The sequence below is a fragment of the Sphingomonas hengshuiensis genome, assembly GCF_000935025.1.
Lineage (GTDB): Bacteria > Pseudomonadota > Alphaproteobacteria > Sphingomonadales > Sphingomonadaceae > Sphingomonas > Sphingomonas hengshuiensis.
Genome location: NZ_CP010836.1, coordinates 4,557,502 through 4,579,854 on the forward strand (window position 1 = coordinate 4,557,502; position 22,353 = coordinate 4,579,854).

17 protein-coding genes and 5 pseudogenes are annotated in these 22,353 nt (G+C 63.4%); 12 read left to right on the forward strand and 10 right to left on the reverse strand.

What is annotated here, in order from left to right; translation table 11 throughout:
- Positions 1-1,045 precede the first annotated feature (1,045 nt).
- Complete coding sequence (locus tag TS85_RS20845; RefSeq protein WP_044329667.1) at positions 1,046-2,068, reverse strand: IS110 family RNA-guided transposase; 1,023 nt, start codon at positions 2,066-2,068, stop codon at positions 1,046-1,048.
- 104 nt (positions 2,069-2,172) lie between these two features.
- Between TS85_RS20845 and TS85_RS25030 the strand changes: the two genes are divergently transcribed.
- Positions 2,173-3,118 (forward strand): IS630 family transposase gene (locus TS85_RS25030; RefSeq protein WP_155006508.1). Its coding sequence is split into 2 segments (ribosomal slippage): positions 2,173-2,510 and positions 2,509-3,118, totalling 948 coding nucleotides; the frame shifts between segments, so codons are not numbered across the junction.
- Positions 3,119-3,180: 62 nt separating this feature from the next.
- On the opposite strand, the gene TS85_RS20860 is transcribed toward TS85_RS25030, so the two are convergent.
- Positions 3,181-4,170 carry a nucleotidyl transferase AbiEii/AbiGii toxin family protein gene (locus TS85_RS20860; RefSeq protein WP_227698561.1) on the reverse strand — a complete coding sequence of 330 codons (990 nt, stop codon included), beginning with the start codon at positions 4,168-4,170 and terminating at the stop codon, positions 3,181-3,183.
- Positions 4,118-4,864 carry a type IV toxin-antitoxin system AbiEi family antitoxin gene (locus TS85_RS20865; protein ID WP_265102101.1) on the reverse strand — a complete coding sequence of 249 codons (747 nt, stop codon included), beginning with the start codon at positions 4,862-4,864 and terminating at the stop codon, positions 4,118-4,120. Before TS85_RS20865 ends, TS85_RS20860 begins: the two co-directional genes overlap by 53 nt.
- 401 nt (positions 4,865-5,265) lie before the next feature.
- On the opposite strand from TS85_RS20865, the gene TS85_RS20870 reads away from it, so the two are divergent.
- Entirely contained in the window at positions 5,266-5,502 is a 237-nt protein-coding gene (locus TS85_RS20870) for a helix-turn-helix transcriptional regulator (RefSeq protein WP_044334797.1), read from the forward strand.
- Positions 5,503-5,730: 228 nt separating this feature from the next.
- On the opposite strand, the gene TS85_RS25035 is transcribed toward TS85_RS20870, so the two are convergent.
- Positions 5,731-6,671, reverse strand: a protein-coding gene (locus TS85_RS25035; RefSeq protein ID WP_227698562.1) for an IS630 family transposase whose coding sequence is annotated in 2 segments (ribosomal slippage) — positions 5,731-6,326 and positions 6,326-6,671 — 942 coding nt in all. Because the reading frame shifts where the segments join, the coding sequence is not laid out codon by codon here.
- 110 nt (positions 6,672-6,781) lie between these two features.
- On the opposite strand from TS85_RS25035, the gene TS85_RS20885 reads away from it, so the two are divergent.
- The gene (locus TS85_RS20885) at positions 6,782-7,804 is read left to right on the forward strand and encodes an IS110 family RNA-guided transposase (RefSeq protein ID WP_044329667.1); all 1,023 of its coding nucleotides are present in this window, start codon (positions 6,782-6,784) and stop codon (positions 7,802-7,804) included.
- Positions 7,805-8,128: 324 nt separating this feature from the next.
- Positions 8,129-8,425, forward strand: a pseudogene (locus TS85_RS26180) (DUF6088 family protein); the annotation flags it as partial.
- Between the two features lie 24 nt (positions 8,426-8,449).
- Here TS85_RS26180 and TS85_RS25630 read toward each other — a convergent pair.
- A pseudogene (locus TS85_RS25630) lies at positions 8,450-8,752 on the reverse strand (transposase); the annotation flags it as partial.
- 57 nt (positions 8,753-8,809) lie between these two features.
- Positions 8,810-9,302 (reverse strand): annotated as a pseudogene (locus tag TS85_RS26475) (hypothetical protein); the annotation flags it as partial.
- Between the two features lie 438 nt (positions 9,303-9,740).
- Here TS85_RS26475 and TS85_RS24905 point away from each other — a divergent pair.
- Positions 9,741-9,980: pseudogene (locus tag TS85_RS24905) on the forward strand (transposase); the annotation flags it as partial.
- A 12-nt stretch (positions 9,981-9,992) separates the two neighbouring features.
- Here TS85_RS24905 and TS85_RS25045 read toward each other — a convergent pair.
- Positions 9,993-10,950, reverse strand: a protein-coding gene (locus tag TS85_RS25045; RefSeq protein ID WP_407082098.1) for an IS630 family transposase whose coding sequence is annotated in 2 segments (ribosomal slippage) — positions 9,993-10,598 and positions 10,600-10,950 — 957 coding nt in all. Because the reading frame shifts where the segments join, the coding sequence is not laid out codon by codon here.
- A gap of 98 nt (positions 10,951-11,048) precedes the next feature.
- Here TS85_RS25045 and TS85_RS20910 point away from each other — a divergent pair.
- Positions 11,049-12,071 (forward strand): IS110 family RNA-guided transposase, encoded by a 1,023-nt coding sequence (locus TS85_RS20910; RefSeq protein ID WP_044329667.1) that lies wholly within the window; start codon positions 11,049-11,051, stop codon positions 12,069-12,071.
- Between the two features lie 629 nt (positions 12,072-12,700).
- Here TS85_RS20910 and TS85_RS20920 read toward each other — a convergent pair.
- The 3 genes and pseudogenes from TS85_RS20920 to TS85_RS24310 form a co-directional block, all read right to left on the reverse strand.
- A pseudogene (locus tag TS85_RS20920) lies at positions 12,701-13,760 on the reverse strand (IS91 family transposase).
- 35 nt (positions 13,761-13,795) lie between these two features.
- A complete protein-coding gene (locus TS85_RS20925) occupies positions 13,796-14,638 on the reverse strand; it encodes a site-specific integrase (RefSeq protein WP_320407131.1) in 843 nt (280 codons plus the stop codon).
- Positions 14,639-14,795: 157 nt separating this feature from the next.
- On the reverse strand, positions 14,796-15,524 hold the full coding sequence (locus TS85_RS24310) for a TetR/AcrR family transcriptional regulator (RefSeq protein ID WP_052508042.1): 729 nt from the start codon (positions 15,522-15,524) through the stop codon (positions 14,796-14,798).
- Positions 15,525-15,715: 191 nt separating this feature from the next.
- On the opposite strand from TS85_RS24310, the gene TS85_RS20935 reads away from it, so the two are divergent.
- From TS85_RS20935 to TS85_RS20960, 6 genes are read left to right on the forward strand one after another with little or no spacing between them, the layout of a single operon-like run.
- Positions 15,716-16,630, forward strand: coding sequence for a 3-hydroxyacyl-CoA dehydrogenase (locus tag TS85_RS20935; protein WP_044334804.1), 915 nt, complete (start codon positions 15,716-15,718; stop codon positions 16,628-16,630).
- Positions 16,605-17,516 carry an alpha/beta fold hydrolase gene (locus tag TS85_RS20940; protein ID WP_077228733.1) on the forward strand — a complete coding sequence of 304 codons (912 nt, stop codon included), beginning with the start codon at positions 16,605-16,607 and terminating at the stop codon, positions 17,514-17,516. Before TS85_RS20935 ends, TS85_RS20940 begins: the two co-directional genes overlap by 26 nt.
- Positions 17,517-17,566: 50 nt before the next feature.
- Positions 17,567-19,009 (forward strand): TolC family protein, encoded by a 1,443-nt coding sequence (locus TS85_RS20945; RefSeq protein WP_077228734.1) that lies wholly within the window; start codon positions 17,567-17,569, stop codon positions 19,007-19,009.
- Positions 19,006-20,040, forward strand: coding sequence for an HlyD family secretion protein (locus tag TS85_RS20950; RefSeq protein WP_044334805.1), 1,035 nt, complete (start codon positions 19,006-19,008; stop codon positions 20,038-20,040). Before TS85_RS20945 ends, TS85_RS20950 begins: the two co-directional genes overlap by 4 nt.
- A 4-nt stretch (positions 20,041-20,044) precedes the next feature.
- Positions 20,045-21,205 carry an ABC transporter permease gene (locus TS85_RS20955; RefSeq protein WP_044334806.1) on the forward strand — a complete coding sequence of 387 codons (1,161 nt, stop codon included), beginning with the start codon at positions 20,045-20,047 and terminating at the stop codon, positions 21,203-21,205.
- A complete protein-coding gene (locus TS85_RS20960; RefSeq protein ID WP_044336746.1) occupies positions 21,205-22,341 on the forward strand; it encodes an ABC transporter permease in 1,137 nt (378 codons plus the stop codon). The genes TS85_RS20955 and TS85_RS20960 overlap by 1 nt, the downstream gene beginning before the upstream one ends.
- Positions 22,342-22,353 lie beyond the last annotated feature (12 nt).

The following is a 22,353-nucleotide window of genomic DNA, read 5'->3' on the forward strand; positions in this document are numbered from 1 at the left end:
AACTGGCTAGGTCGGGTAAACACAACTTGCCCAGTCCCCGGAGCCCCCCTGCGGGTCCGCGATCGCTATCCAAGACCGTGCTCAGGGAAACCATCTCATTGCGAAGAGCTGTTGGGCGATGTGTAGTTCCTAGCTACCTCGGCCTGAGTGAACGGCCGGTCACCTGCACTAACGCTGCAATTCGAACCGACTGCAATCCACCAGATGTGTCGAGTGAAAGTACCTAGACGAGCGGGCGCTTTCGGGATCTACTTGAGATCAGTTGAATGGCGGAATCGGAGCGCGTATCGGCCGCCGGTCGTGCCAGATCGTACCTGACAATCTCACAAAAGGTGTGGGGAAAAATGTGGGAACACCCTGCGCGGCTGCCAATATTTAGACGTAAAGTCAATACCCTAAGATCAGCCTGAGGCTCCCTCCCGCTCCGCCATCCCCCCCCCTCTTTTGGGCTCGCCAAAAACCCCTTAAACTGCTATAACACTGAGAGAAATCGGAGACTTTCTGCCTCATCGGATTTCACTCAATCCTACTACTTCCTACCACAAAGTGGTGGGTAAAATGGTGGGTGTTTTGGAGCAGGGTTATGGGAAAGCTCACAGCGCTCAAGATGCGCTCACTGGCGGAGCCGGGGCGGTACGCCGATGGCGACGGCCCTTTTCTTGATGTCACCGGCAAAACTTCGGGCAGATGGATTCTTCGCGTTCAGTCAAACGGACGGCGAAGAGAGATCGGACTCGGTTCGCTAGAGCGGTTTGTGATCTGACGGAATCGTAGGGATTCCCAAAGTGGTGGAGTTCTGATTCATATGTGGACGCCCCCTTGGCAAGGGCATTTTGTCGGGATGGGTTTGATCGGTTGCTTTCATATGTCCGGCCTGTTTGTGCGGCATACGTGTTGCCGCTGGCCCTGATGGAAATCCGCCGGTGAGGTCCCTAAACAGGCTGCCGCGCGTTGAAGCGCATTGAATCAGACGGGTTGGTCTCACCATTGGCTCGATCGTTACTCATCATCGACTGCCATTACCATTTCGGGTGACCTGGGCTGATCAGGTCAAATTGGCGTAAGGGTGATAGGCCTCCTTGCGGGTCAGCACGACCCAAGCGATCCGAGCGAGTTTGTTAGCCAGGGCCACCGAGACGAGCCGGAAGGGCTTTTTCTCGGAGAGCTTCCTGATCCAGTCCGCCATCGGCGTTGGCTTATCCTTGACGTGGCGCATGACTGCGGTGGCTCCGACGACGAGCAATCGGCGCAGGTATCGGTCGCCCTGTTTGGAGATGCCGCCAAGTCTGGTTTTTCCCCCGGTTGAGTGTTGTTGCGGTGTCAGACCGAGCCAGGCGGCGAACTGCCTGCCTGAAGAGAACTGCTCGGCATCCGTAACGGTTGCAGCTATTGCTGTTGCCGTGATGATGCCGAGGCCGGGGATCGCGGCAAGTCGGCGACTGGCCTCGCTCTCGGTATGCCAAGCGGCAAGCTGCTGATCCAGTTCCGCAATCTCGGCGCTGACGGCCATGATCTGTCGGATCAATATCTCCAATGCCGTACGGGCGTAGGATGGCAAGGCATTCCTGTCAGCCATCACCTGCTCGGCCAGCTTGGCGAGGTTGCCAATGCCGGGGTTGGCAACGTGGCCCAGCTCGGCAAGATGCGCACGCAGAGCGTTGGCGAGCATCGTCCGTTGCCGTACGAGAAGGGATCGGGCGCGATGGGTCATAAGAATGCCCTGCTGCTCGATCGTCTTGACGGGTACGAACCGCATTGTCGGCCGCTGCACGGCTTCGCAGATCGCTTCGGCGTCTAGCGCATCGCTCTTGCCCCGCTTCACGTAAGCCTTGACGTACGATGGCGGTATCAGGCGGACTTCGTGGCCCATCGCTGCAAGCGTGCGAGCCCAGTGATGCGCGGTTCCGCAGGCCTCCACCGCGATCAGGCAAGGCGGCAGCTTCGAGAAGAAAGGCAGCATCTGCTTGCGGTGCAGTTTCTTCACCAGCACCGTGGCACCGCTCTCGTCGATGCCGTGTGCCTGGAATACGCTCTTCGCCAGATCGAGCCCAATCGTCGTGATCGTCATGCAAACGCTCCTCTTCCTCTCGGTTGACCGACCGGCAGCATAGCAACTGTCGGTCGGTGCGGGGGCGTCCACATCATCATGCTGGCTGTTGGAGGTCGGCAGGTATGACCAGAGCGTATTCGCAGGATTTGCGCGATCGGGTGATTGCGGCAGTTGAGGAAGAGGGTTTGTCGCGGCGTGAGGCTGCGGGTCGCTATCGGATCAGCGACGCGGCAGCGGTGCGGTGGCTTCAGGCGCTGCGACAAGGTCGGCGCGGCGCGCTGGCGCAGGGCGGGGACCGTCGTTCTCGGTTATCGGTGCATCGTGCCTGGCTGTTGGCGCTGATCGACGCGGAGCCAGACCTGACGCTGCTTGCTGTGGCCGAGCGACTGCTGGACGAGCACGGCGTGAAGGCGGACGCCGGGATGCTGAGCCGCTTCTTCACGGGCAACGGGATCAGCTTCAAAAAAAAGCGTCTACGCCTCCGAACAGCTCCGGCCTGACGTGGTGGCGCGGCGCGAGGCATGGCGGGCAATGCAGCCGATGCTCAGCGCCAAGCGCCTGATCTTCCTCGACGAGACGGGTGTCACCACCAACATGGTCCGGCGCTACGGACGCGGGCCACGCGGAAAGCGGGTCCGCGGCTATGCCCCTGCCGGGCACTGGAAGATAACGACCTTCCTCGCAGGCCTCACGAGCGACGGGATCGTCGCACCTTTCGTCGTTGATGAGCCGATGAACCGGGCGATCTTCACCCAGTATGTCCGCCAATACCTGGTTCCCGAACTCAACCCCGGCGATGTCGTCATCCTTGATAACCTCTCCAGCCACAAAGGCGCAGAAGCTGCGGCGCTGGTCGAAGCCTGCGGGGCCACACTGCTCTTCCTGCCCCCCTACAGCCCCGATCTGAACCCGATCGAAATGGTCTTCGCCAAGCTCAAACACCTGCTGCGGAAAGCCGGCGAACGCTCCCGAGAAGGCCTCTGGAACCGCATCGGCTCGCTACTCGACGACTTCCCGCCGCACCAATGCACAAACTACTTCAGGCACGCCGGGTACGCTGCGGTGTGATCACAAATAGCTTTAATAATATTGATTTGTAAATTTCAGCCCCACACTCAGCCCCACAGTCGTCAACGGACGGTGGCGGACGCGGGAGATATCAGCGACTTCTCCAGCGCGTTGAGAACCGCCTTATGGCGCTCCGGGCTGGCTTCTCGAAATTTGCGGATGTTCATCAGTTTGAACTGCGGCGCGGGCAACTCGGCCAGCGCTGCGATTGGGAAGCGGCTCCAGTCCGGATCGCCGGCCTCGAAGGACAGGAGAAAGGCACGATCGTCATCGGTGAACGATCCGCGAAGCGCGCCGACCAAGCGCTCGAGCGTTGCCTGGTGATCGTCATAGCTGAAAGGCTCGAAGGGCATGCCTTCGAACTGGGACCGAAAGGTCTCGCGCTGATCCTTGCGCGCGGGATCGACGAGTTCGGCGATCGGGCGGCCGTGGCTGACAAAGCCGGCGATCGCGCCAAGACGAACCTCGTCCGTCAGGCCTTCCTGGTCGAGCAGGCGCTTGACGTCGAACAGGTCGCGGGGATGCTGCCGGTCAAGCGCAGCGCAGATCTTTCCGCCGAACAACTCGCCGTGTGACATGCATCGCGCCTCTACGAAGGCTTCGAATTGTTCCTGCACCTGGTCGGAGCAAGCCAGGTCGCGCACCGGCAATAGGTGGCCACGCAGAGACGGATTGACCTCGATCTTCACCTGGGTGCGGACGCGCTGGCAATTGAGCTTCACCTCCATGCCCTCGCCGCCCTGTCGCGCCTGGGTGACACGGGTCGGCGGCAATCGCCGCGCGATCTCGGCACCTATGCGCGCCAATGCTTCGCCGATCGCGCCGAGAGACTCCTTGCGATCATGGTTGGGCAGATAGGTAAGATCGATATCGACCGAGAGGCGCGGCATATCCCATTCGAACAGGTTGATGGCGGTGCCGCCCTTGAGCGCAAAGACCGGCTCCGCCATCACCAGCGGCAGGATGTCGAGGAGCAGCCGAACCTGGTCGCGATAAGGCTCAGCCATGATCGACCAACTCCTTGGGAAGCAGAAGCTGATATTTCGCGACATAGCGCCCGTTCGGCACGAGGCTGCGATCCCCGGTCCCGAGATCGATCCGGTCAGGGTCGAGATGGCGCACGACCGGCAGGTCGGCACGCTCCGCAAGGTAGAGGAACAGCCTTCGCACCTTGATCGAGGTGCATTGCTCCAGCAGGCTCTGCATGAGCTTTGGCCGTATCGAGGTCATGCTCTCGATGATCATCCCGGCCTCGACGAGGTCGAATTCCTTCGGCGCGAGATGTAGTAGTTCCAGGGCGGACCGTTCGACACCAGATGTCTTCAACGCAAAGCCCTCGGGTGCCTGCTGCTCTGTCAGCCCGAGTTCTGGAGGCAGGAGCTTGGTTTGGACATGCCGCACGTCATCACCCCAATGGGTTCTGAACCAGAGCGGCAACGCGACGTTGAGCGGCGAGAACAGATAAGCCTTGGTGTTGGCAAACCGGACATAATGGCTGTTGCCCGACATCTCAAGCGCGGTCAGCGCCCCTACATGGACGGGCAGTCGCAGCTGGGCTTGCAGGCTGTACAGCGCGCCCTGCCAGGTCACCGTCTCCATCGGACGCTTGAAGGCGCCACGGCCGAGCGAAATCAGCCAGCGCGACGAGGTGTAGTTCTGAAGATCCTGCGGCGTTATGCCGAGGGTCTTCAGATGGGCGGTGGTCGCGACGCTGTGCGGCTCCCAGGCGTCGAGCAGCGGCCTCAATTTTTCTGATCGTGATAAGCCCATGGTATATTTATGGGATTATTTTCAATGTATATCAAGGGGCACTTCGCAATATATGCCTGACTGATGCCAATGGTATATTTTAGGCATATATTCCAATGCTAAGAAGCAAAAGCTGGTATGCGAGTCACAACGACCTTCAGCCGCCCCGGAACGGAAGGGATCGATTCTCCTCCACGCAAAAATAGTTGGTGGGCGCTTTCCACCTTCGCCGTTTCCCGCCCAACCCGCCGTGCGGCGGTCAGAGCGAGAAAGACGACGATGCTTCGATTCCAAGGGACAGCGATCCACCTGTTGGGAGACATGGCCATGCCTTCCGTCTGCCTGGCGAACAATCGCGGTGTCGCACAGGCTTGCGCAGAGCTGGCGGAGTCGCGCAAATGACCACCGGAACAGACACTGGCGTCGCGCAGCCATCCGATCGTTTGCTCCGCCTCGCAGAGGTTCGTCACCGAGTGGGTCTCGGCAAGACCATGATCTACGCCATGATCGGTGAGGGGCGCTTCCCGAGGCCATACAAAATCACCGCCGCGGCCGCGCGATGGAGCGAGCGCGAGATCGTGGCCTGGGTCAACGATGTGAAAGATGGCTTCGAGGGAAAGCGCCGCAAGGTGTAGGTACTGCGGCGGCGGAAACGACCTTGCGGCAACGGAAGCATGCCTTGGTGGCCGGACGGTCCGGATCAATGCGCAGGAATTATCGCGCATCTGAGATGCGGGATAATCCTGATCGGGCCCAACGAACCGCTCCTCCCGTACGCTAATTTGATAGAAAAACGTATATATGCTTCTGACAAAGGAAGCGGTGATGCGTGGGAATGCCCTGGATCTTAGAGCGTTTTTCGATCATTCTGGATCGTATCCGCAGGAGCTGAAGTAGTTGGCGCATTCGTTGGGGAGGAAGATGTCGACGAGCGTGGCGATCTGGTTCCAGAGGCCGCTGACGGTTCGCTCGCCGATTTTGCGGAGCATGGCCTTGAGGCGGGAGAAGGCTTTTTCGATGGGGTTGAAGTCGGGGCTGTAGGGCGGCAGGAAACGCAGGGTCGCGCCCGCGTTCTCGATCCGCTCGCGCACCGAGGCGCGTTTGTGGCTCGACAAGTTGTCCATGATGACCACGTCGCCGGGACGCAATTGCGGCACCAGCACCTGGGCGACATAGGCTTCGAACCAGTCCCCGTTGATTGGGCCGTCGAGCACCATCGGCGCGATCATGCCGGTCATTCGCAGCCCCGCGACCAGCGTGGTGGTCTTGCGATGGCCATGCGGGTAGCCCATCCGCAGCCGCTCGCCTTTGGGGCAGCGCCCATGGCTGCGGGTCATGTTCGTCGCCGTCCAGGTTTCGTCGATGAAGACGAGACGTTCGGGCTCCAGATCGATCTGGCCTTCGAACCAGTCGCGACGCTGCTTCAGGATTTCGGGTCGGTCTTGCTCGCTGGCATGCCCCGTCTTTTTTTGCGCGTCATGCCCCGGCGCACGAAGAAGCGGTGCAGCCCTGCAACCGAGACGGACAGGCCCTGTTCCGTCAGGGCCGCACGCAGTTCCTCAAGCGAGATGTCCTTGCGCGCTTCCCAAATGGCCAGAATGTCCGCTGCCCGCTCCTCGACCCGGCGAGACCGCATGTCGCCGCCTCGAGGCTTGGGGGCAATGGTGCCCGTCGCCCGCCGCTGCCCGAACCACCGGATCGCCGTCGATGGCGCAACGCCAAACCGAAACGCTGCCGACCGACAGTTCAAGCCTTGGTCAATCGCCGCCAGAACCCGAACCCGCAAATCCATCGAAAGAGCCATCCATGCCGGCCTCCTTCACCAGCACGAATTCTGATGATGTGGACGCCCCCGCACCGACCGACAGTTGCTATGCTGCCGGTCGGTCAACCGAGAGGAAGAGGAGCGTTTGCATGACGATCACGACGATTGGGCTCGATCTGGCGAAGAGCGTATTCCAGGCACACGGCATCGACGAGAGCGGTGCCACGGTGCTGGTGAAGAAACTGCACCGCAAGCAGATGCTGCCTTTCTTCTCGAAGCTGCCGCCTTGCCTGATCGCGGTGGAGGCCTGCGGAACCGCGCATCACTGGGCTCGCACGCTTGCAGCGATGGGCCACGAAGTCCGCCTGATACCGCCATCGTACGTCAAGGCTTACGTGAAGCGGGGCAAGAGCGATGCGCTAGACGCCGAAGCGATCTGCGAAGCCGTGCAGCGGCCGACAATGCGGTTCGTACCCGTCAAGACGATCGAGCAGCAGGGCATTCTTATGACCCATCGCGCCCGATCCCTTCTCGTACGGCAACGGACGATGCTCGCCAACGCTCTGCGTGCGCATCTTGCCGAGCTGGGCCACGTTGCCAACCCCGGCATTGGCAACCTCGCCAAGCTGGCCGAGCAGGTGATGGCTGACAGGAATGCCTTGCCATCCTACGCCCGTACGGCATTGGAGATATTGATCCGACAGATCATGGCCGTCAGCGCCGAGATTGCGGAACTGGATCAGCAGCTTGCCGCTTGGCATACCGAGAGCGAGGCCAGTCGCCGACTTGCCGCGATCCCCGGCCTCGGCATCATCACGGCAACAGCAATAGCTGCAACCGTTACGGATGCCGAGCAGTTCTCTTCAGGCAGGCAGTTCGCCGCCTGGCTCGGTCTGACACCGCAACAACACTCAACCGGGGGAAAAACCAGACTTGGCGGCATCTCCAAACAGGGCGACCGATACCTGCGCCGATTGCTCGTCGTCGGAGCCACCGCAGTCATGCGCCACGTCAAGGATAAGCCAACGCCGATGGCGGACTGGATCAGGAAGCTCTCCGAGAAAAAGCCCTTCCGGCTCGTCTCGGTGGCCCTGGCTAACAAACTCGCTCGGATCGCTTGGGTCGTGCTGACCCGCAAGGAGGCCTATCACCCTTACGCCAATTTGACCTGATCAGCCCAGGTCACCCGAAATGGTAATGGCAGTCGATGATGAGTAACGATCGAGCCAATGGTGAGACCAACCCGTCTGATTCAATGCGCTTCAACGCGCGGCAGCCTGTTTAGGGACCTCACCGGCGGATTTCCATCAGGGCCAGCGGCAACACGTATGCCGCACAAACAGGCCGGACATATGAAAGCAACCGATCAAACCCATCCCGACAAAATGCCCTTGCCAAGGGGGCGTCCACATATGAATCAGAAAAGCAGACCCGTGGGAATCCCCTTCCGACTCCCCACGATCGAAAAACGCTCTAAAGCGCACATCCTTGGTCGGATGGAGCAAGCTGCCCCCTTCGGTGCCTGGACGCCCGTCGATTTCCTCGATCACGGGCCGCGCGAGGCTGTCGACCAAGCGCTGCACCGGCTGACGCGCGGCAAGCAGATCCGCCGCATCGCGCGCGGACTCTACGACAAGCCCAGGACTAACAGCCTGACCGGTAAGCCCACCAATCCAGACCCCCGCGCCATCATCGACGCGCTGTCTCGGCGCGACCAGACCCGCATGCTCATCGACGGCATCACGGCCGCCAATGACCTCGGCCTTACCAACGCGGTGCCCGCGCACATCGTCGTGCATACCGACGCGCGCTTCAAATCTTTCGCGCTTGGCAATCTCGTGATTGCGTTCGAAACTCGCCTGACGGTCGCGCGGCACGTCGATCGCCAGCTTGCCGGTGTCGGTCATCACGGTCTTCCGACCGTAGCCGTTACGCGTGTTGCCCGTGCCGTCCTGGCCGGCGAGGTGGTGGTCCATCTCTGCGTTCAAGGCGCGTTCTGTCAGCGCCTTCTTAAGCGAATCGAGCAGGCCGCCTTGGTCGAATGCGGCACTGGCCGAACCTCCAGCCAGCAACTGGTCGAGAAGTTCGTTCGGTATCGAAGGCTCTTTGCGTCGAGACATATGGGATCTCCTTTTTACCCATTATGCCCGCCCACACACGGAACTCCTGACAGTCCCCACGGTGTAGAACACCTTCCTGAGCGTGAACCCGCCCGACGAGGTGACCGTGACGAGCACCTCCTCGTAATCGGCGGTGCGGGCGCCCGGCAGCGGCTGCAGATGCAAGCGTTCGGCATCGATCCGCGTCGCCACACGCCGGTTGCGGGCCGCGACCAGCTCGTCGATAAACCGGCGATAGGCGGCAACATCGTCGAAGTCGCGGATGCCGCGCATCAGCAGCGCATCGCGGATCGCCGCCTTCAGATGGCCGTGCGCGCTCTCGATCGCACGTTTCGTGCGCGACGCCGCGGTTGTTGCGGGTCGGCAGCGGATCAGGTCGCCGCCGTCCCCTCGGTGTCTTGCGCGCGCTCGGCAGCACAGCCGCGGCCCCAAGCCGGTGCCCCGTGGCTGCGCTGAACCCGGCCTTGGCCGACGCGATCGTGACCCCCTCGATATGTCTGAGCTTCATGAACAACCTCATCTGATGATCAGTGACGTGGCGACCAGGCACATCGGGGACCCTTCGACTGTCGACGAAAGGCTCGGTGTACCTGATCGGTCACGATCATCAGCGGCACGTCCCCAAAGGGCGCACCATCGGTGGTGGGGTGTGGCGGCTACGGGCTACGCCCTACGCCGCCACACCCCACCACCGAGCCTCATCCTGATTGTCGCGCTGCAAGAGAGATCATCTGCGACAATTTCTAATTGGCGCCAGAAGCGAGTTAAATCATAGGCGTCTCATTTGCCATAAAGCACGCCAACTCTGCTCTGCTCGGGGTCATATCTGCATGATTTTAAGTAGTTTCGGCCTGCTGTATAGGAGGTGCCCCCAGCTTGGACCGTTAGCATGGACGAGAATTTAAACGAAGGTTTCATGGAAGAGCGATCGCATTCGCATGCAACTTGGGACTGCAAGTGCATATCATTCTAGCGAACAAAGTGCCGGACGAAACGCTTTTTCGGGGGCGTGCGTCGTGAATTGGGTGAGCTTTTGTATAGGCTTGCTCGACAAAAAGAACGCGAGGTTCACGAAGGTCAGCTTTTGCCTGACTACGTGCATATGTTGATCTCGATTCCTCCGAGGTTGCATCAGCTTCCTGGCCTCAAACTCGATCAGCGCGCGCTGCACATCGGCATCGGCGCACGTGGGAGCGCGGTGTCAGGTCGCTGGCAAATGGAGAACTAGAGCATCGTGCCGTTAATTTGACCCATACCCTGCTGCCTTGAAGTAGTTTTGGCATTCGTCGGGAGGGTAGAGTTGGCAGATATCACCGATGGCGTCGATCAGGGCATCGAAGGTTCGGGCCGCGGCTTTTCGCAGCAGGGCTTTGAGTTTTGAGAAGGCCATCTCAATCGGGTTCAGATCGGGGGAGTATTGGGGCAGGAAGAGCATCCACGCACCTCGCTGTCGGACAACGGCCTCGGCATGTGCACTTTTATGCACCGACAGGTTGTCGAGGATGACAACGTCGCCTGGTTGCAATGTCGGCGCGAGTTGGGTCTCGATGTAGGTGTTGAAGGCTTGGCGATCCATCGCGCCGGGAATTACCCACGGCGCGGTCAGCCCATCGTGACGAAGGCCGGCAATGAAGGTCTGCGTACCCCATTTGCCGAACGGAGCGCTGGCCTTCAGACGCTTGCCCCGCCTGGCCCGCCCGCGCAGCCGGGTCATCTTGGTGTTGACCGACGTCTCGTCGATGAACACCAGCCGGCCCGGCTCCTGGCGCATGGCGGGCTGGCGCTCGTCGATCCAGATCCGACGGCGCTCGGCGACGTCAGCGCGCGCGCATTCCGACGCCATCAGCTGTTTTTTTATATGTGAAGCCCGCGCGGCAGAGCAGCCGCGAGATCGAGGCCTCGGCCGCCACCGCTCCGCGCTCGGCCAGGAGCCGCGCCGCCAATTCCGGCATCGTCAGATCAGGCGTCGCTTCGACCGCTGCCACCAGATACTCCCGGTGATCCGATAGCGGCCCCTTGCCCGCAGGACGACCCTGCCGACGCGCAGCAGGCGTCCCTTCAACAGCAGCCCGGGCCGTCCAGCGTATCGCAGAACTCACACTCACCGAAAACCGCGCCGCCGCCGCCCGCCGCGAACTCCCAGCCGCTACCGCCGCTACTACCCGAGCCCGTAAATCTTCCGATCGACATGTCCCCATGATCCACCTCCAAACAGGGTGATGATGTGGACGCCCCCGCACCGACCGACAGTTGCTATGCTGCCGGTCGGTCAACCGAGAGGAAGAGGAGCGTTTGCATGACGATCACGACGATTGGGCTCGATCTGGCGAAGAGCGTATTCCAGGCACACGGCATCGACGAGAGCGGTGCCACGGTGCTGGTGAAGAAACTGCACCGCAAGCAGATGCTGCCTTTCTTCTCGAAGCTGCCGCCTTGCCTGATCGCGGTGGAGGCCTGCGGAACCGCGCATCACTGGGCTCGCACGCTTGCAGCGATGGGCCACGAAGTCCGCCTGATACCGCCATCGTACGTCAAGGCTTACGTGAAGCGGGGCAAGAGCGATGCGCTAGACGCCGAAGCGATCTGCGAAGCCGTGCAGCGGCCGACAATGCGGTTCGTACCCGTCAAGACGATCGAGCAGCAGGGCATTCTTATGACCCATCGCGCCCGATCCCTTCTCGTACGGCAACGGACGATGCTCGCCAACGCTCTGCGTGCGCATCTTGCCGAGCTGGGCCACGTTGCCAACCCCGGCATTGGCAACCTCGCCAAGCTGGCCGAGCAGGTGATGGCTGACAGGAATGCCTTGCCATCCTACGCCCGTACGGCATTGGAGATATTGATCCGACAGATCATGGCCGTCAGCGCCGAGATTGCGGAACTGGATCAGCAGCTTGCCGCTTGGCATACCGAGAGCGAGGCCAGTCGCCGACTTGCCGCGATCCCCGGCCTCGGCATCATCACGGCAACAGCAATAGCTGCAACCGTTACGGATGCCGAGCAGTTCTCTTCAGGCAGGCAGTTCGCCGCCTGGCTCGGTCTGACACCGCAACAACACTCAACCGGGGGAAAAACCAGACTTGGCGGCATCTCCAAACAGGGCGACCGATACCTGCGCCGATTGCTCGTCGTCGGAGCCACCGCAGTCATGCGCCACGTCAAGGATAAGCCAACGCCGATGGCGGACTGGATCAGGAAGCTCTCCGAGAAAAAGCCCTTCCGGCTCGTCTCGGTGGCCCTGGCTAACAAACTCGCTCGGATCGCTTGGGTCGTGCTGACCCGCAAGGAGGCCTATCACCCTTACGCCAATTTGACCTGATCAGCCCAGGTCACCCGAAATGGTAATGGCAGTCGATGATGAGTAACGATCGAGCCAATGGTGAGACCAACCCGTCTGATTCAATGCGCTTCAACGCGCGGCAGCCTGTTTAGGGACCTCACCGGCGGATTTCCATCAGGGCCAGCGGCAACACGTATGCCGCACAAACAGGCCGGACATATGAAAGCAACCGATCAAACCCATCCCGACAAAATGCCCTTGCCAAGGGGGCGTCCACATATGAATCACAATCCAAAGGTCTTGGGAATCTGGAGGGTTCTGTGAGGTTGCGCGGCGCTGCACGCCGGGCTTGGCGCGTGCGCGACCTCATTGAAGCCGGATTGAGCGAACCCGCTGACGCGGCCACGCGCTATGGGATTAGTGTCGCGACGCCGGTTCCTGGCGACTGGCTTCGGGCGACGCGGAGCGCTCGCGTCGGTGGCGGCGACGCCAAACCACCGGTGTTAGCCGGGGAGATCGATGCACGGATCGGCTTTTTGGGTTGGATTGCGAGATCGACGCCGGCTCGGCGGACATGTCGGCAAGATATTGGACACGGGGCATCATTACGTCGGTCGACGCTGATGTCGCGACGCCGTCAGGATCGATGTTCGGATCGAAGCGTGTGCTCACGACGTATCAGGCGGCGGCCGAGGTGGCCGGGTCCGCCATCGCGGCAGCGTGGCGGTGATGCGTAAAATGCCGCGACAGCAGGGACAGACGGTTGGGTCAAAACGTGGGAGCGACCTGGTGACTTCGCTGGCTGCCGCGGTCGAAGGCGACTTCATCGCCGCCAGAAGCTGCCGGATGATCGCCGGGCGCGTTGCGGCGGCGGTAATCGCGCCAGCGGAAGGTCACGCTGGCCTCATCGGCGCTGACCAGGCGGCTGTTGGCGATGGCGACCCGGTGGGTATAGCGGCCGAGATAGGCGAGGACATGTACGGGCGAGCCGAACGGCGGCTTGGCATAGACGACCCAGTTCTTGCGACGAAGCCGCCGGATCGCCGCGGTGAAGCCATCGTCATCCCCAAGCTCGGTCAACGTACCGGAAAAGCGCAGTTGGCCGACCGCGTGGGCCGCGTGAAGCCGCTCGAGGAACAGCCGCCGGAACAGGCGGGAGAGGACATGGATGGGCAGGAAGAAACGGGGCCGGCAGTCGAGCCAGCGCCCATCGGCAGAAAGCGCTCCGCCGGGGACGAGGCAATGGATGTGGGGATGATGGGTTAGCGCCTGGCCCCAGGTGTGAAGAATGGCGAGGAAGCCGATCGCGCCGCCGAGGTGCCTGGGATCGGCGGCAATGATCTTGAGCGTCGCGGCGACCGCGTCGAACAGGATCGCATAGACGACCGCCTTGTTGTGGAAGGCGATCTCGGCGACTTCGGCCGGCACCGTGAACACGACGTGGAAGTAAGGTACCGGCAGCAGATCGGCCTGGCGGTCGGCGAGCCACCGCTCGCGCGTCGCGCTCTGGCACTTGGGGCAATGCCGGTTGCGACAGGAGTTGTAAGCGACACGGGCATGCGCGCAGTCTTCACAAGCCTCGAGATGCCTCCCGAGCGCTGCTGTCCGGCAGAGCTCGATCGCGGACATGACGCGGCGGTCCACGCGGCCGAGATGACCGTCGTGAGCATGACGATAAGCGGGACCATAGCGGCGGAAGATATCCGCCACCTCCAGATCGGAACGCAACGGACCGGCTCAGGCGGGCGGCACCAACTCCAGCGTCAGGCGATCGAAGGGGCTCTGCGTCCCCACGATCGTGCTTGTTGCCGCATGCGTGTAGCGCGCGGTCGTCGACAGACTGTTGTGCCCCAGAGCACCTGGATGATCCGGATATCGACGCGGCCTTCGAGCAGATGGGTCGCAAAACTGTGGCGTAGCGTGTGCACGCTCACCCGCTTGACCAGGCCCGCCGCCTTGGTCGCGGAACGGCAGGCCGAGTGAAGGACCTGCACGTCGATCGGCTTGTCGCCGCGCCCGGGAAACAGCCAGCCCTCCGGGCGGGCCAGTCGCCAATAGGTCCGCAAGATCTCGAGCAGCTGCGGCGACAGCATGATCGTGCGATCCTTGGCGCCCTTGCCATGGCGGACCTGGATCAGCATCCGGTCGCTATCGATATCCGCCACCTTGAGGCTCACCGCCTCCGAGGCGCGCAATCCAGCAGCATAAGCGGTCGTCAGCGCGGTGCGCGCCTTCAGCGACGGCACCGCTTCCAGGAAGCGCACCACCTCGTCGGCGCTCAGGATATCGGGCAACTTGCGCGGCGTGCGCGCATAGACGATCCGCTCCGGGATCTCCGCCCGGTCGAGTGTCACGCCGTAGAAGAAGCGTAGCGCGCAGACTGCCTGGTTCAGCGCCGGCCAGGAAATGCCCTGCGACACCAGATAGACTTGGAAGGCGCGGACATCCTCCAGCCCCAGCCGATCCGGCGACCGGCCGAAATAACGGCTGAACTTCGTTACCGCATGAAGATAGGATCGTTGTGTCGCGGGCGACAGGTTGCGCAAGCTCATGTCGTCGATCATGCGACGACGCAGCGGGCTCGCCGCTGCCGGGGCTTCAGCCATGGGATGGTCTTCTGGTCACGGGTTGGTATCAGCAACCAAACCTTCCCATCAGGAGGCCATGCAGGCCAAACACTCACGCCAATCCCCCGTCAGCGGGTTCGTTCAATCCCTTGATTCACAAATTCAATCCGATGCTCTAGCGCGCCAACAAACGCACTCATGTCACAAGTGGGGTGGGGGCTTGCCGATCCGCCTGTAATGCGCTTTCAGTCCACTGATTTAAGCCGCGCAGCGTGAGTTGCGTGATGAAACGGCTGGTCGATCCTGTATCGCTTGCCTGCCCGGAGGCCATCAGGAACAAAGCCTCTAGTCCGCTGGAAAAGATCAGGGTGGTCACCAACTTCTCCTCGCCAGGCGAAAGTTGAGCGTGTGGTATCATGCGCATGATATCGGCCCGCATGTCCTCGTGAAGTCTTGCAGCCGTCTTGCCTGCATAGAGGCTGATGCGGATATGATGCTGATTGCGTTCGAAGAACTCGCGCGCAAGCGGCGTGGACGATATGCGCTCCAGGAAGGCGCGGTTCGAAAGGTGCAGCATCTCCTCCAGCGTGCTGCTGCGCGCGCGTGCCGCCGCGGTCACGGTGCTCACCTCCTGGACCACGCGGGATAGAACTACATCGAAGATAGTCTCCACAGTGCCGTAATAGTTGTAGAATGTGCCCGGCGACACCCCGCTCGCGGCGATGATGTCGCGGGCCGTGGTCGCGTCCAGACCCTTGGTGGCGAAGATCTGCCAGGCAGCGGCCTCCATCGCCTCGCGATTGCGCCGCTGCGTCTCCTCGCGCTTGGCCGATTTGCGATAGACGCGGGCGCCCGCCGACGGGGGCATGTCGCCGCCAGTGGGTTCGGCAGGTGCGGCGCTGCCAGTGGGAACATTGGGTTTCATCCGCTCGCGATCCTGAAGGGTTCTCCTGACGCGACGGGCCTAGTGGGACAGGCCTGCCGGTTCAACCAAAGTACAAACTTGACGTATGAGTCAAGTTTGTATATCGAAGAGGCATGAAGGAACGCGCTGGCACTGGACCCGCTGCCACGCTCCTTCGGTTGCGTTGGATCAGGAGAATGTCGGTGGGCAGTATGTCAGAGGCAGAAGGAACATCGCCGGTCGGCACCGTTCTGGTGGCGGGCGGCGGCATTCTCGGCTCGCAGATCGCGTTCCAGACGGCGTTCCACGGGTTTCGCGTCACGCTGTACGATATCGACGATGCCGCGATCGCCCGTGCGCGGCAGAGCTGCGCGGGCCTGAAGCAGGCCTATGCCACCGACATGGGCGCCGATGATGCCGCGATCGAGGCGACGCTGGGCCGGATCGCCTTCACTGATGCCCTGGGCGACGCCGCCCGCGACGCCCATCTGGTCATCGAGGCGATCCCCGAAAGCATCGATATCAAAAAGGCGTTCTACAACCAGCTTGCGGCGCTCGCGCCCGCCAATACCATCTTCGCCAGCAATTCGTCGACCTTCGTGCCGAGCCAATTGGCGGAATTCACGGGCCGCGCCGAGCGCTATCTCCACCTCCATTTCTCCAACCGGATCTGGAAGCACAATACGGCCGAGATCATGGGCAGTCCGGCGACCAGCCCCGACGTGTTCGACACGGTCACGGTGTTTGCGCGGCGGATCGGCATGGTGCCGCTCCCGCTGCACCGCGAGCATCCGGGCTATATCGGCAACGCGCTGCTCGTGCCGCTGCTCACCGCCGCGCTCGATCTGGTCGCGCACGGCGTTGCCGATGTGCAGTCGATCGACAGGAACTGGATGATAAACCGGGAGACGCCGCTCGGCCCGTTCGCGATGCTCGATAATATCGGCATGCGAACGGCGCAGCAGATCGCCCAAAACCAACATAAAAATGAGCCGTCGGCGCGAACTGCCACGGTGCTCGACTATATTGATGGCATGATCGCATCCGGCAAACTCGGCGCCGCTGCGGGAGAGGGATTCTACCGCTATCCCGACCCTGCCTATGCGCGCCCCGATTTCCTGTGCTGACGCCCGTGCATTGGCCCGCCGCCACTGCGGCATGCCTGAAACCCCAGTCCGCCGTTCGGCTGGAAGGAGAAGAATGATGAGCTATGTCGACGTGAATGGCCTGCGGTTGTTTTACACCGAGCATGGCAGCGGGCCGGAGACGGTCGTCTTCTCGCACGGCTTTGTGATGAACCACCGAATGTTCGCGCATCAGATCGAAACGCTGTCCGCGACCCATCGCGTCATCGCGTTCGATCATCGCTGTCACGGCCAGAGCGACGTCGTGCGTACGCCGTTCGGCATGTACGATCTGGTGGACGATGCGGCAGCCCTCCTCCGCGCGCTGGACCTGGGGCCGGTCCATTTTGCCGGCATGTCGACCGGCGGCTTTGTCGCCCTGCGGCTCGCCTTGCGGCATCCCGAACTGGTGCGCAGCCTGATCCTGATCGACACTGCCGCCGGTGCCGAGGACCCCACCAAGGTCAAAAGCTATCAGCGGCTTCTGGGGCTGTGCAAATTCCTTGGCCTCAAGATGGTCGTCGGCCCGATCCTGTCGCGGCTGATGGCGAGCAAATTCCGGACCGATCCCAAACGGCAGGTGGAATTTCGGTACTGGAAGGACGCCATCCGCAACCTCGACACCAAGGGGATTTATGCTTTCGGCCATGCGATCTTCAGCCGTGACGACGTTCTCGGCCCACTCCGGGCGCGGTCGGATCTGCCGCCGACGCTGATCATCGTCGGTGCCGAGGATATCGCCACGCCGCCGAACAAGGCGCGCGCGATCAACGCGGCCATTCCCCACGCCGAACTGACCATCATTCCCGATTCCGGGCATACATCGCCCGTCGAGGAACCGGAGGCGGTATCGGCGCGCATCGTCCAGTTCCTGTCGTCCGATCGCTGAGCGCACCACCGACATTCGAATCAGGCCCGAGACCTAAACCAGGATTGCTGATGATCCAGCGCACCGCCCAAGCCGATGTCTCGCGAGGGACGTCGCTGTCCCCCCATGCCCTGCGCGCATCGCCCGGCGCGCTTCGCTGCGCCGCCGCGCTCGCGCTCGCAGGCGTCGCGCTGGTGCCGGTCCATGCCCAGCAGGCACCGTCGACGCCGATGGATTTCGCGACCGCGCAACAACGGCTGCTCGACACATCCGACGCGATCGAGGGCATGGCGGCCAATGTCCGCAGCAAGGAAGCGCAGCAGGGCGCGACGCGGACCTTGTATCGGCCGACGGTCGATATCGAGGCCCGCCTGCTCGATTATCAAAAGACCTTTCTGCTCCCGCTGGGCACCTTCGCATCGACGGCCGCATCCTACGGCATTGCCGACCCGTTCAAATATGTGACGCGACAGACGCTGGTCCGCCCGGTGGCGACGGGGTCCGTGCCGATCTATTCGGGCGGCGAGATCGCCGCGGCGCGCGCAGCCGCAAAGGCGCAGGTGACGCAGGCTGCCGCCGAGCGCGAAATCGCGTCCGAACAGGCGACGCTCCAGCTCGCCCAGGCCTATTTCGGCCAGCAGCTTGCGGTGCGCGCGCTGATCGTCCGGCGTCAGGCGCTCGAGGGGCTCGATGCGCACCTCGCCGATGCGCGAAAGCTGGAGCAGGCACGCTTCGCCGCCCGCGCACAGGTTCTCCAGGCGCAAGTGGCACGCGACGATGCCGACCGGGACTATCACAAGGCGATTTCGGACCTGGCCACCGCCAACGCGATCCTGGCGGGATTGCTGCGGCTGCCCGGCGGGGTCCAGCCGACAACGCCGCTGTTCGTGCTGTCCGGATCGGCCGGGCGGCTGGAAGATTTCAAGGCGGTCGCGCTTTCCGCACACCCGCAACTGGTGCGCCTCCGCGCGCTCGGCGAGACGGCGGACGCCGGCGTGCGCGCCCAGCAGGCACGGCTGCGCCCGTCAATCTACGGCTTCGGTCAATATGACTTTAATCGCGACCATTCGCTTCTGACCAACCCCGACTGGGCATTTGGGGTGGGCATCAAATTCCAGCTCTTCTCGGGCACGGGCCGGCGCCAAGCCGTCGAAGCCGCCCGCGAGACGGCGGCACAGGCCGATGCCGGGCTTCGCGAAGCCAGGGTCCAGCTCGAGATCGGCGTGACCAAGGCCTGGAACGAGGCAGAGGCGACGCGCGAGCGGTTCGCGCTCCTGCGCAGCGCCGAAGCCTCGGCGGCCGAAAATCTCCGCCTCCAGTCGCTGGCATTCCGCGAGCAGCAAGCGACGTCGCTCGACGTCGTCGATGCGCAGCTCGGCGTGTCGCGGGTCGCGATCCAGCGCGCGCAGGCGGCGTACGATTATGACGTGGCGATCGCCCAATTGCTCGCCGCAAGCGGTCAGGCGCGGCGCCTGCCCGATTTCATCTCCCGCGCACACGAGGTGCTTCAATGACCGAAACGTCCGCACCGGCAGACGGCATCCCGGGTGATGCGCCTGCACCGCGCGCGCGGCGCACCCCCCGCGCGCTCATCCTCGGCGTGATCGTCGCGGGCGTCGTCGGCGCGGGGCTGTGGGCCACCGCGCATCCGACACCCCCAGAACTCCAGGGCATGGTCGATGCCCGCGAAATCCGGATTGCCAGCAAGGTCACCGGGCGCATCGCCAGCTTCGCGGTCGAGGAAGGACAGGCGGTCAGGGCCGGGCAACTCCTCTACACGATCGACAGTCCCGAGGTGAACGCCCGCAACATCCAGGCGCAGGGCGTGCTGCAGGCGGCACGGGCCGGCGAGAGCAAGGCTCGGCAAGGCGCGCGGCCGGAGGAGATCGATGCCGCGCGGGCGCAATGGCGCCGCGCCCAGGCCGCCGCCGATCTGGCTCAGCTGACCTTCACGCGAACCGATCGGCTGGCGGCACAGGGTGTCGTGGCCGGCCAGCGGCGGGACGAGGCGCAGGCCAATGCGGTCGCGGCGGCCGAAGCCGCGCGCGCCGCCCGTGCGCAATATGATCAGACCCTGTCCGGCGCGCGGTCGCAGGACAAGCAGGCGGCGGGCGGCCAGGTCGAGCAGGCGCGCGGCGTCGTCGACGAGGCCAGGGCTGCCGCCGCTGAGACGCGGATGCGCGCGCCGATGAACGGTGAAGTCGGCAAGCGGCTGGCCGAGCCGGGCGAGCTCGTGCCGCAGGGCTTCCCGGTCTTCACGCTGACCGATGTCGACCATCCCTGGGTATCCTTGTTCGTCCGCGAGGATGCGTTTGGCGGCGTACCGCTCGGGACGATCGTCACCGGCCGGGTGCCCGCGCTGCGCAATGCCGTGGCCCGCTTCCGGCTGGTCTATATCGCGCCGGCCGGCGAGTTCGCGACCTGGCGCGCGACCCGCCAGTCAAACGGCTTCGACATCAAGAGCTTCGAACTGCGGGTGCGGCCCGTCACGCCGCTGGCGCAGCTGCGCCCCGGCATGACGGTGCTGTTCGACTGGCCACGATGATCTTATGGCATCCGCCTTCCTCTCCAGTTTCCGGCGCGAGATGCGGTTCCTGCGCCACAGCGTGTGGGATCTCGGGCTCGTCACCTGGATCCCGCTGCTGCTGATGTCGGTGATCGCATGGCAGATGTCGCCGGCGGTGCTGCGCGACCTGCCGATCGCGGTGGTCGACCTCGACGGCACCGGAATCGGGCGCGCGCTTGTAAACCGGTTGGAAGCGGCGCCGGGGCTGACCGTCGTTGCCACGCCGCGTGATTTCGCCCAGGCCGAGGTGCTGGCCCGCGCGCGCCGGGTGTTCGCGATCGTGCTGATCCCGGCCGACGCTTCGGCGGATCTGGCACGCAAGGGCCAGGCCACCGTCGTCAGCTATTACAATATGAGCTATTATACGCCCGGTACGGCGGCACAGCGCGAGATCGCCGCGACGGTTCGTGATTATGCCGAGACGCTGTCGCGCGAGCAGACCGCCGCGACGCGGGGCGTCAAGGCGGTGCGTACCGCCCCCGTCGCCGCGCAGACGACGGTCCTGTTCAATCCGCAGGGCAGCTATGAAATCCAGCTGGTATCGCTGCTGCATCCCGCGATCCTCCACCTGATCTTCATGGTCTGCGTCGTCGGGGCGCTGGGGCGCGAATTGCGCGACGGCACGATAGGCGAATGGCTCGGTGCCCAGACGGCCGGGCGCGCGGCGGCGGTCGCCGGCAAGATCGCGCCCTATCTCCTGATCTTCATGCTGTGGGCCGCCGTCGCCCTGCTCTATATCGGCACGCGCGGCTGGCCCGTCGCCGGCAGCGCGGCGGTGATCCTGGTCGGCTATCTCGCGCTCTATCTCGCCCATGCCGGGCTCGCCCTGCTCCTTGTCGGACTCACGCAGGCGATGGCGCAGTCGCTTTCACTGACCGGCCTCTATGCGGGGTCTTCCTTCGCCTTTTCCGGCGCGATCTTTCCGATCCAGTCCGCGTCGTGGTTCGGACGGCTGTGGAGCAGTATCCTGCCCTACTCCGAATATGCCAAGCTGCAGGCCGAACAGATGGTGATGGGAACCGACGCGGCGTGGTCGCTCCGGCATGTCGCGATCATGCTGCTGTTCTTCGGGATCGGCAGCGCGATCGGCCTGCCGCGCTATCTCCGCGCGGCGACGCGACCGGCCGTGTGGGGGCGGCGCTGATGCGCGCGGCGTTTCGCGAGACGTTGCGGGCGATCCTGGCCGACAAGGCGGTGATGACGCTCGTCTTCATCTCGGTGATCCTCTATTCGTTCCTTTATCCCCAGGCCTATCGCGGCGAGGTTGCCGCCCGCATCCCGGTCATCGTGGTCGATCTCGATCACAGCGCAATGAGCCGCGCGCTGCTGATCCGTGCCAACGCCACGCGGCAGGTCGAGATCACGGCGCAGGCCGACAGCCCCGCGGCCGCGCTGGCCGCGCTCAAACGCCAGCAGGCGAGCGTGATCGTCGTCATCCCCGACGATTTTGAGAAGCGGATCCTGCAGGGGCGCCAGGGCGTCGTTCGCCTGTTCGGCAATGGCGCGTATCTGTTGCGCAGCAGCACCGCGCTGGCCGGAGTGGCGGCGGCCTTCGCCACGGTCGGGGTCGATGCCGCCACGTCGCAGGCGATGGCGCAGGGCGCACCTGCCGCGTCGCCGATCGCGGTAGCCTCACGGCCGCTGTTCAATCTTGGCGAAGGCTATGGCAGCAGTTCGATCCCCGCCGTGGCGCAGATCGTCGTCCATCAAACCCTGCTCATGGGCCTTGTCATGTTGGCGGCGACCCGCCGCGAACGCCTGGGGCGGCTGGCGTTCCGGCCCAGCGCGCTGGCGGGCGTCGCTGCGGCCTTCTTGCTGATCGGCCTCGTCAACATCCTCTATTTCGAGGGGTTCGCGTTCTGGCTCCAGGGCTATCCTCGCGCCGGCACGCTGGCGTCGCTGCTCGGCGCCGCTGCGCTGTTCAGCGCGGCGATCGTTGCCCTGGCGCTGTTTCTCGCCAGCTTCTTTACGGTCCGGGAGCGGGCGGTGCAGCTATGGATTTCGACCTCGTTGCCGATCTTCTTCCTGGCCGGCATTTCCTGGCCGGCCGAGGCCATGCCGAGACCGCTCGCCTGGCTCGCGCTCCTCCTGCCGACGACGCCGGGCATCAACCTGATGATCGAGGTCGGTCAGATGGGGGCGACCTTGAGCGAGACATGGCGCCAGGTCGCCAACCTGCTGGTGATCACCGTGGCTTATGGGGCGCTCGCCGTCATTCGGCTGCGCCCCCGTCCAGCGGACGAAACGCCAGACGCCGGCAACGCGGCGGCGGCAATTTGAGTTTCTGGAATT

Excerpts from the sequence above, each read along its gene's own strand:
- TS85_RS20845 (WP_044329667.1), bottom strand. The coding sequence starts at position 2,068 with ATGACGATCACGACGATTGGGCTCGATCTGGCGAAGAGCGTATTCCAG.
- TS85_RS20860 (WP_227698561.1), bottom strand. The coding sequence starts at position 4,170 with ATGTCGCGAAATATCAGCTTCTGCTTCCCAAGGAGTTGGTCGATCATG.
- TS85_RS20870 (WP_044334797.1), top strand. The coding sequence starts at position 5,266 with ATGACCACCGGAACAGACACTGGCGTCGCGCAGCCATCCGATCGTTTG.
- TS85_RS20885 (WP_044329667.1), top strand. The coding sequence starts at position 6,782 with ATGACGATCACGACGATTGGGCTCGATCTGGCGAAGAGCGTATTCCAG.
- TS85_RS20910 (WP_044329667.1), top strand. The coding sequence starts at position 11,049 with ATGACGATCACGACGATTGGGCTCGATCTGGCGAAGAGCGTATTCCAG.
- TS85_RS20925 (WP_320407131.1), bottom strand. The coding sequence starts at position 14,638 with ATGGCTGAAGCCCCGGCAGCGGCGAGCCCGCTGCGTCGTCGCATGATC.
- TS85_RS24310 (WP_052508042.1), bottom strand. The coding sequence starts at position 15,524 with ATGAAACCCAATGTTCCCACTGGCAGCGCCGCACCTGCCGAACCCACT.
- TS85_RS20935 (WP_044334804.1), top strand. The coding sequence starts at position 15,716 with ATGTCAGAGGCAGAAGGAACATCGCCGGTCGGCACCGTTCTGGTGGCG.
- TS85_RS20940 (WP_077228733.1), top strand. The coding sequence starts at position 16,605 with ATGCGCGCCCCGATTTCCTGTGCTGACGCCCGTGCATTGGCCCGCCGC.
- TS85_RS20945 (WP_077228734.1), top strand. The coding sequence starts at position 17,567 with ATGATCCAGCGCACCGCCCAAGCCGATGTCTCGCGAGGGACGTCGCTG.
- TS85_RS20950 (WP_044334805.1), top strand. The coding sequence starts at position 19,006 with ATGACCGAAACGTCCGCACCGGCAGACGGCATCCCGGGTGATGCGCCT.
- TS85_RS20955 (WP_044334806.1), top strand. The coding sequence starts at position 20,045 with ATGGCATCCGCCTTCCTCTCCAGTTTCCGGCGCGAGATGCGGTTCCTG.
- TS85_RS20960 (WP_044336746.1), top strand. The coding sequence starts at position 21,205 with ATGCGCGCGGCGTTTCGCGAGACGTTGCGGGCGATCCTGGCCGACAAG.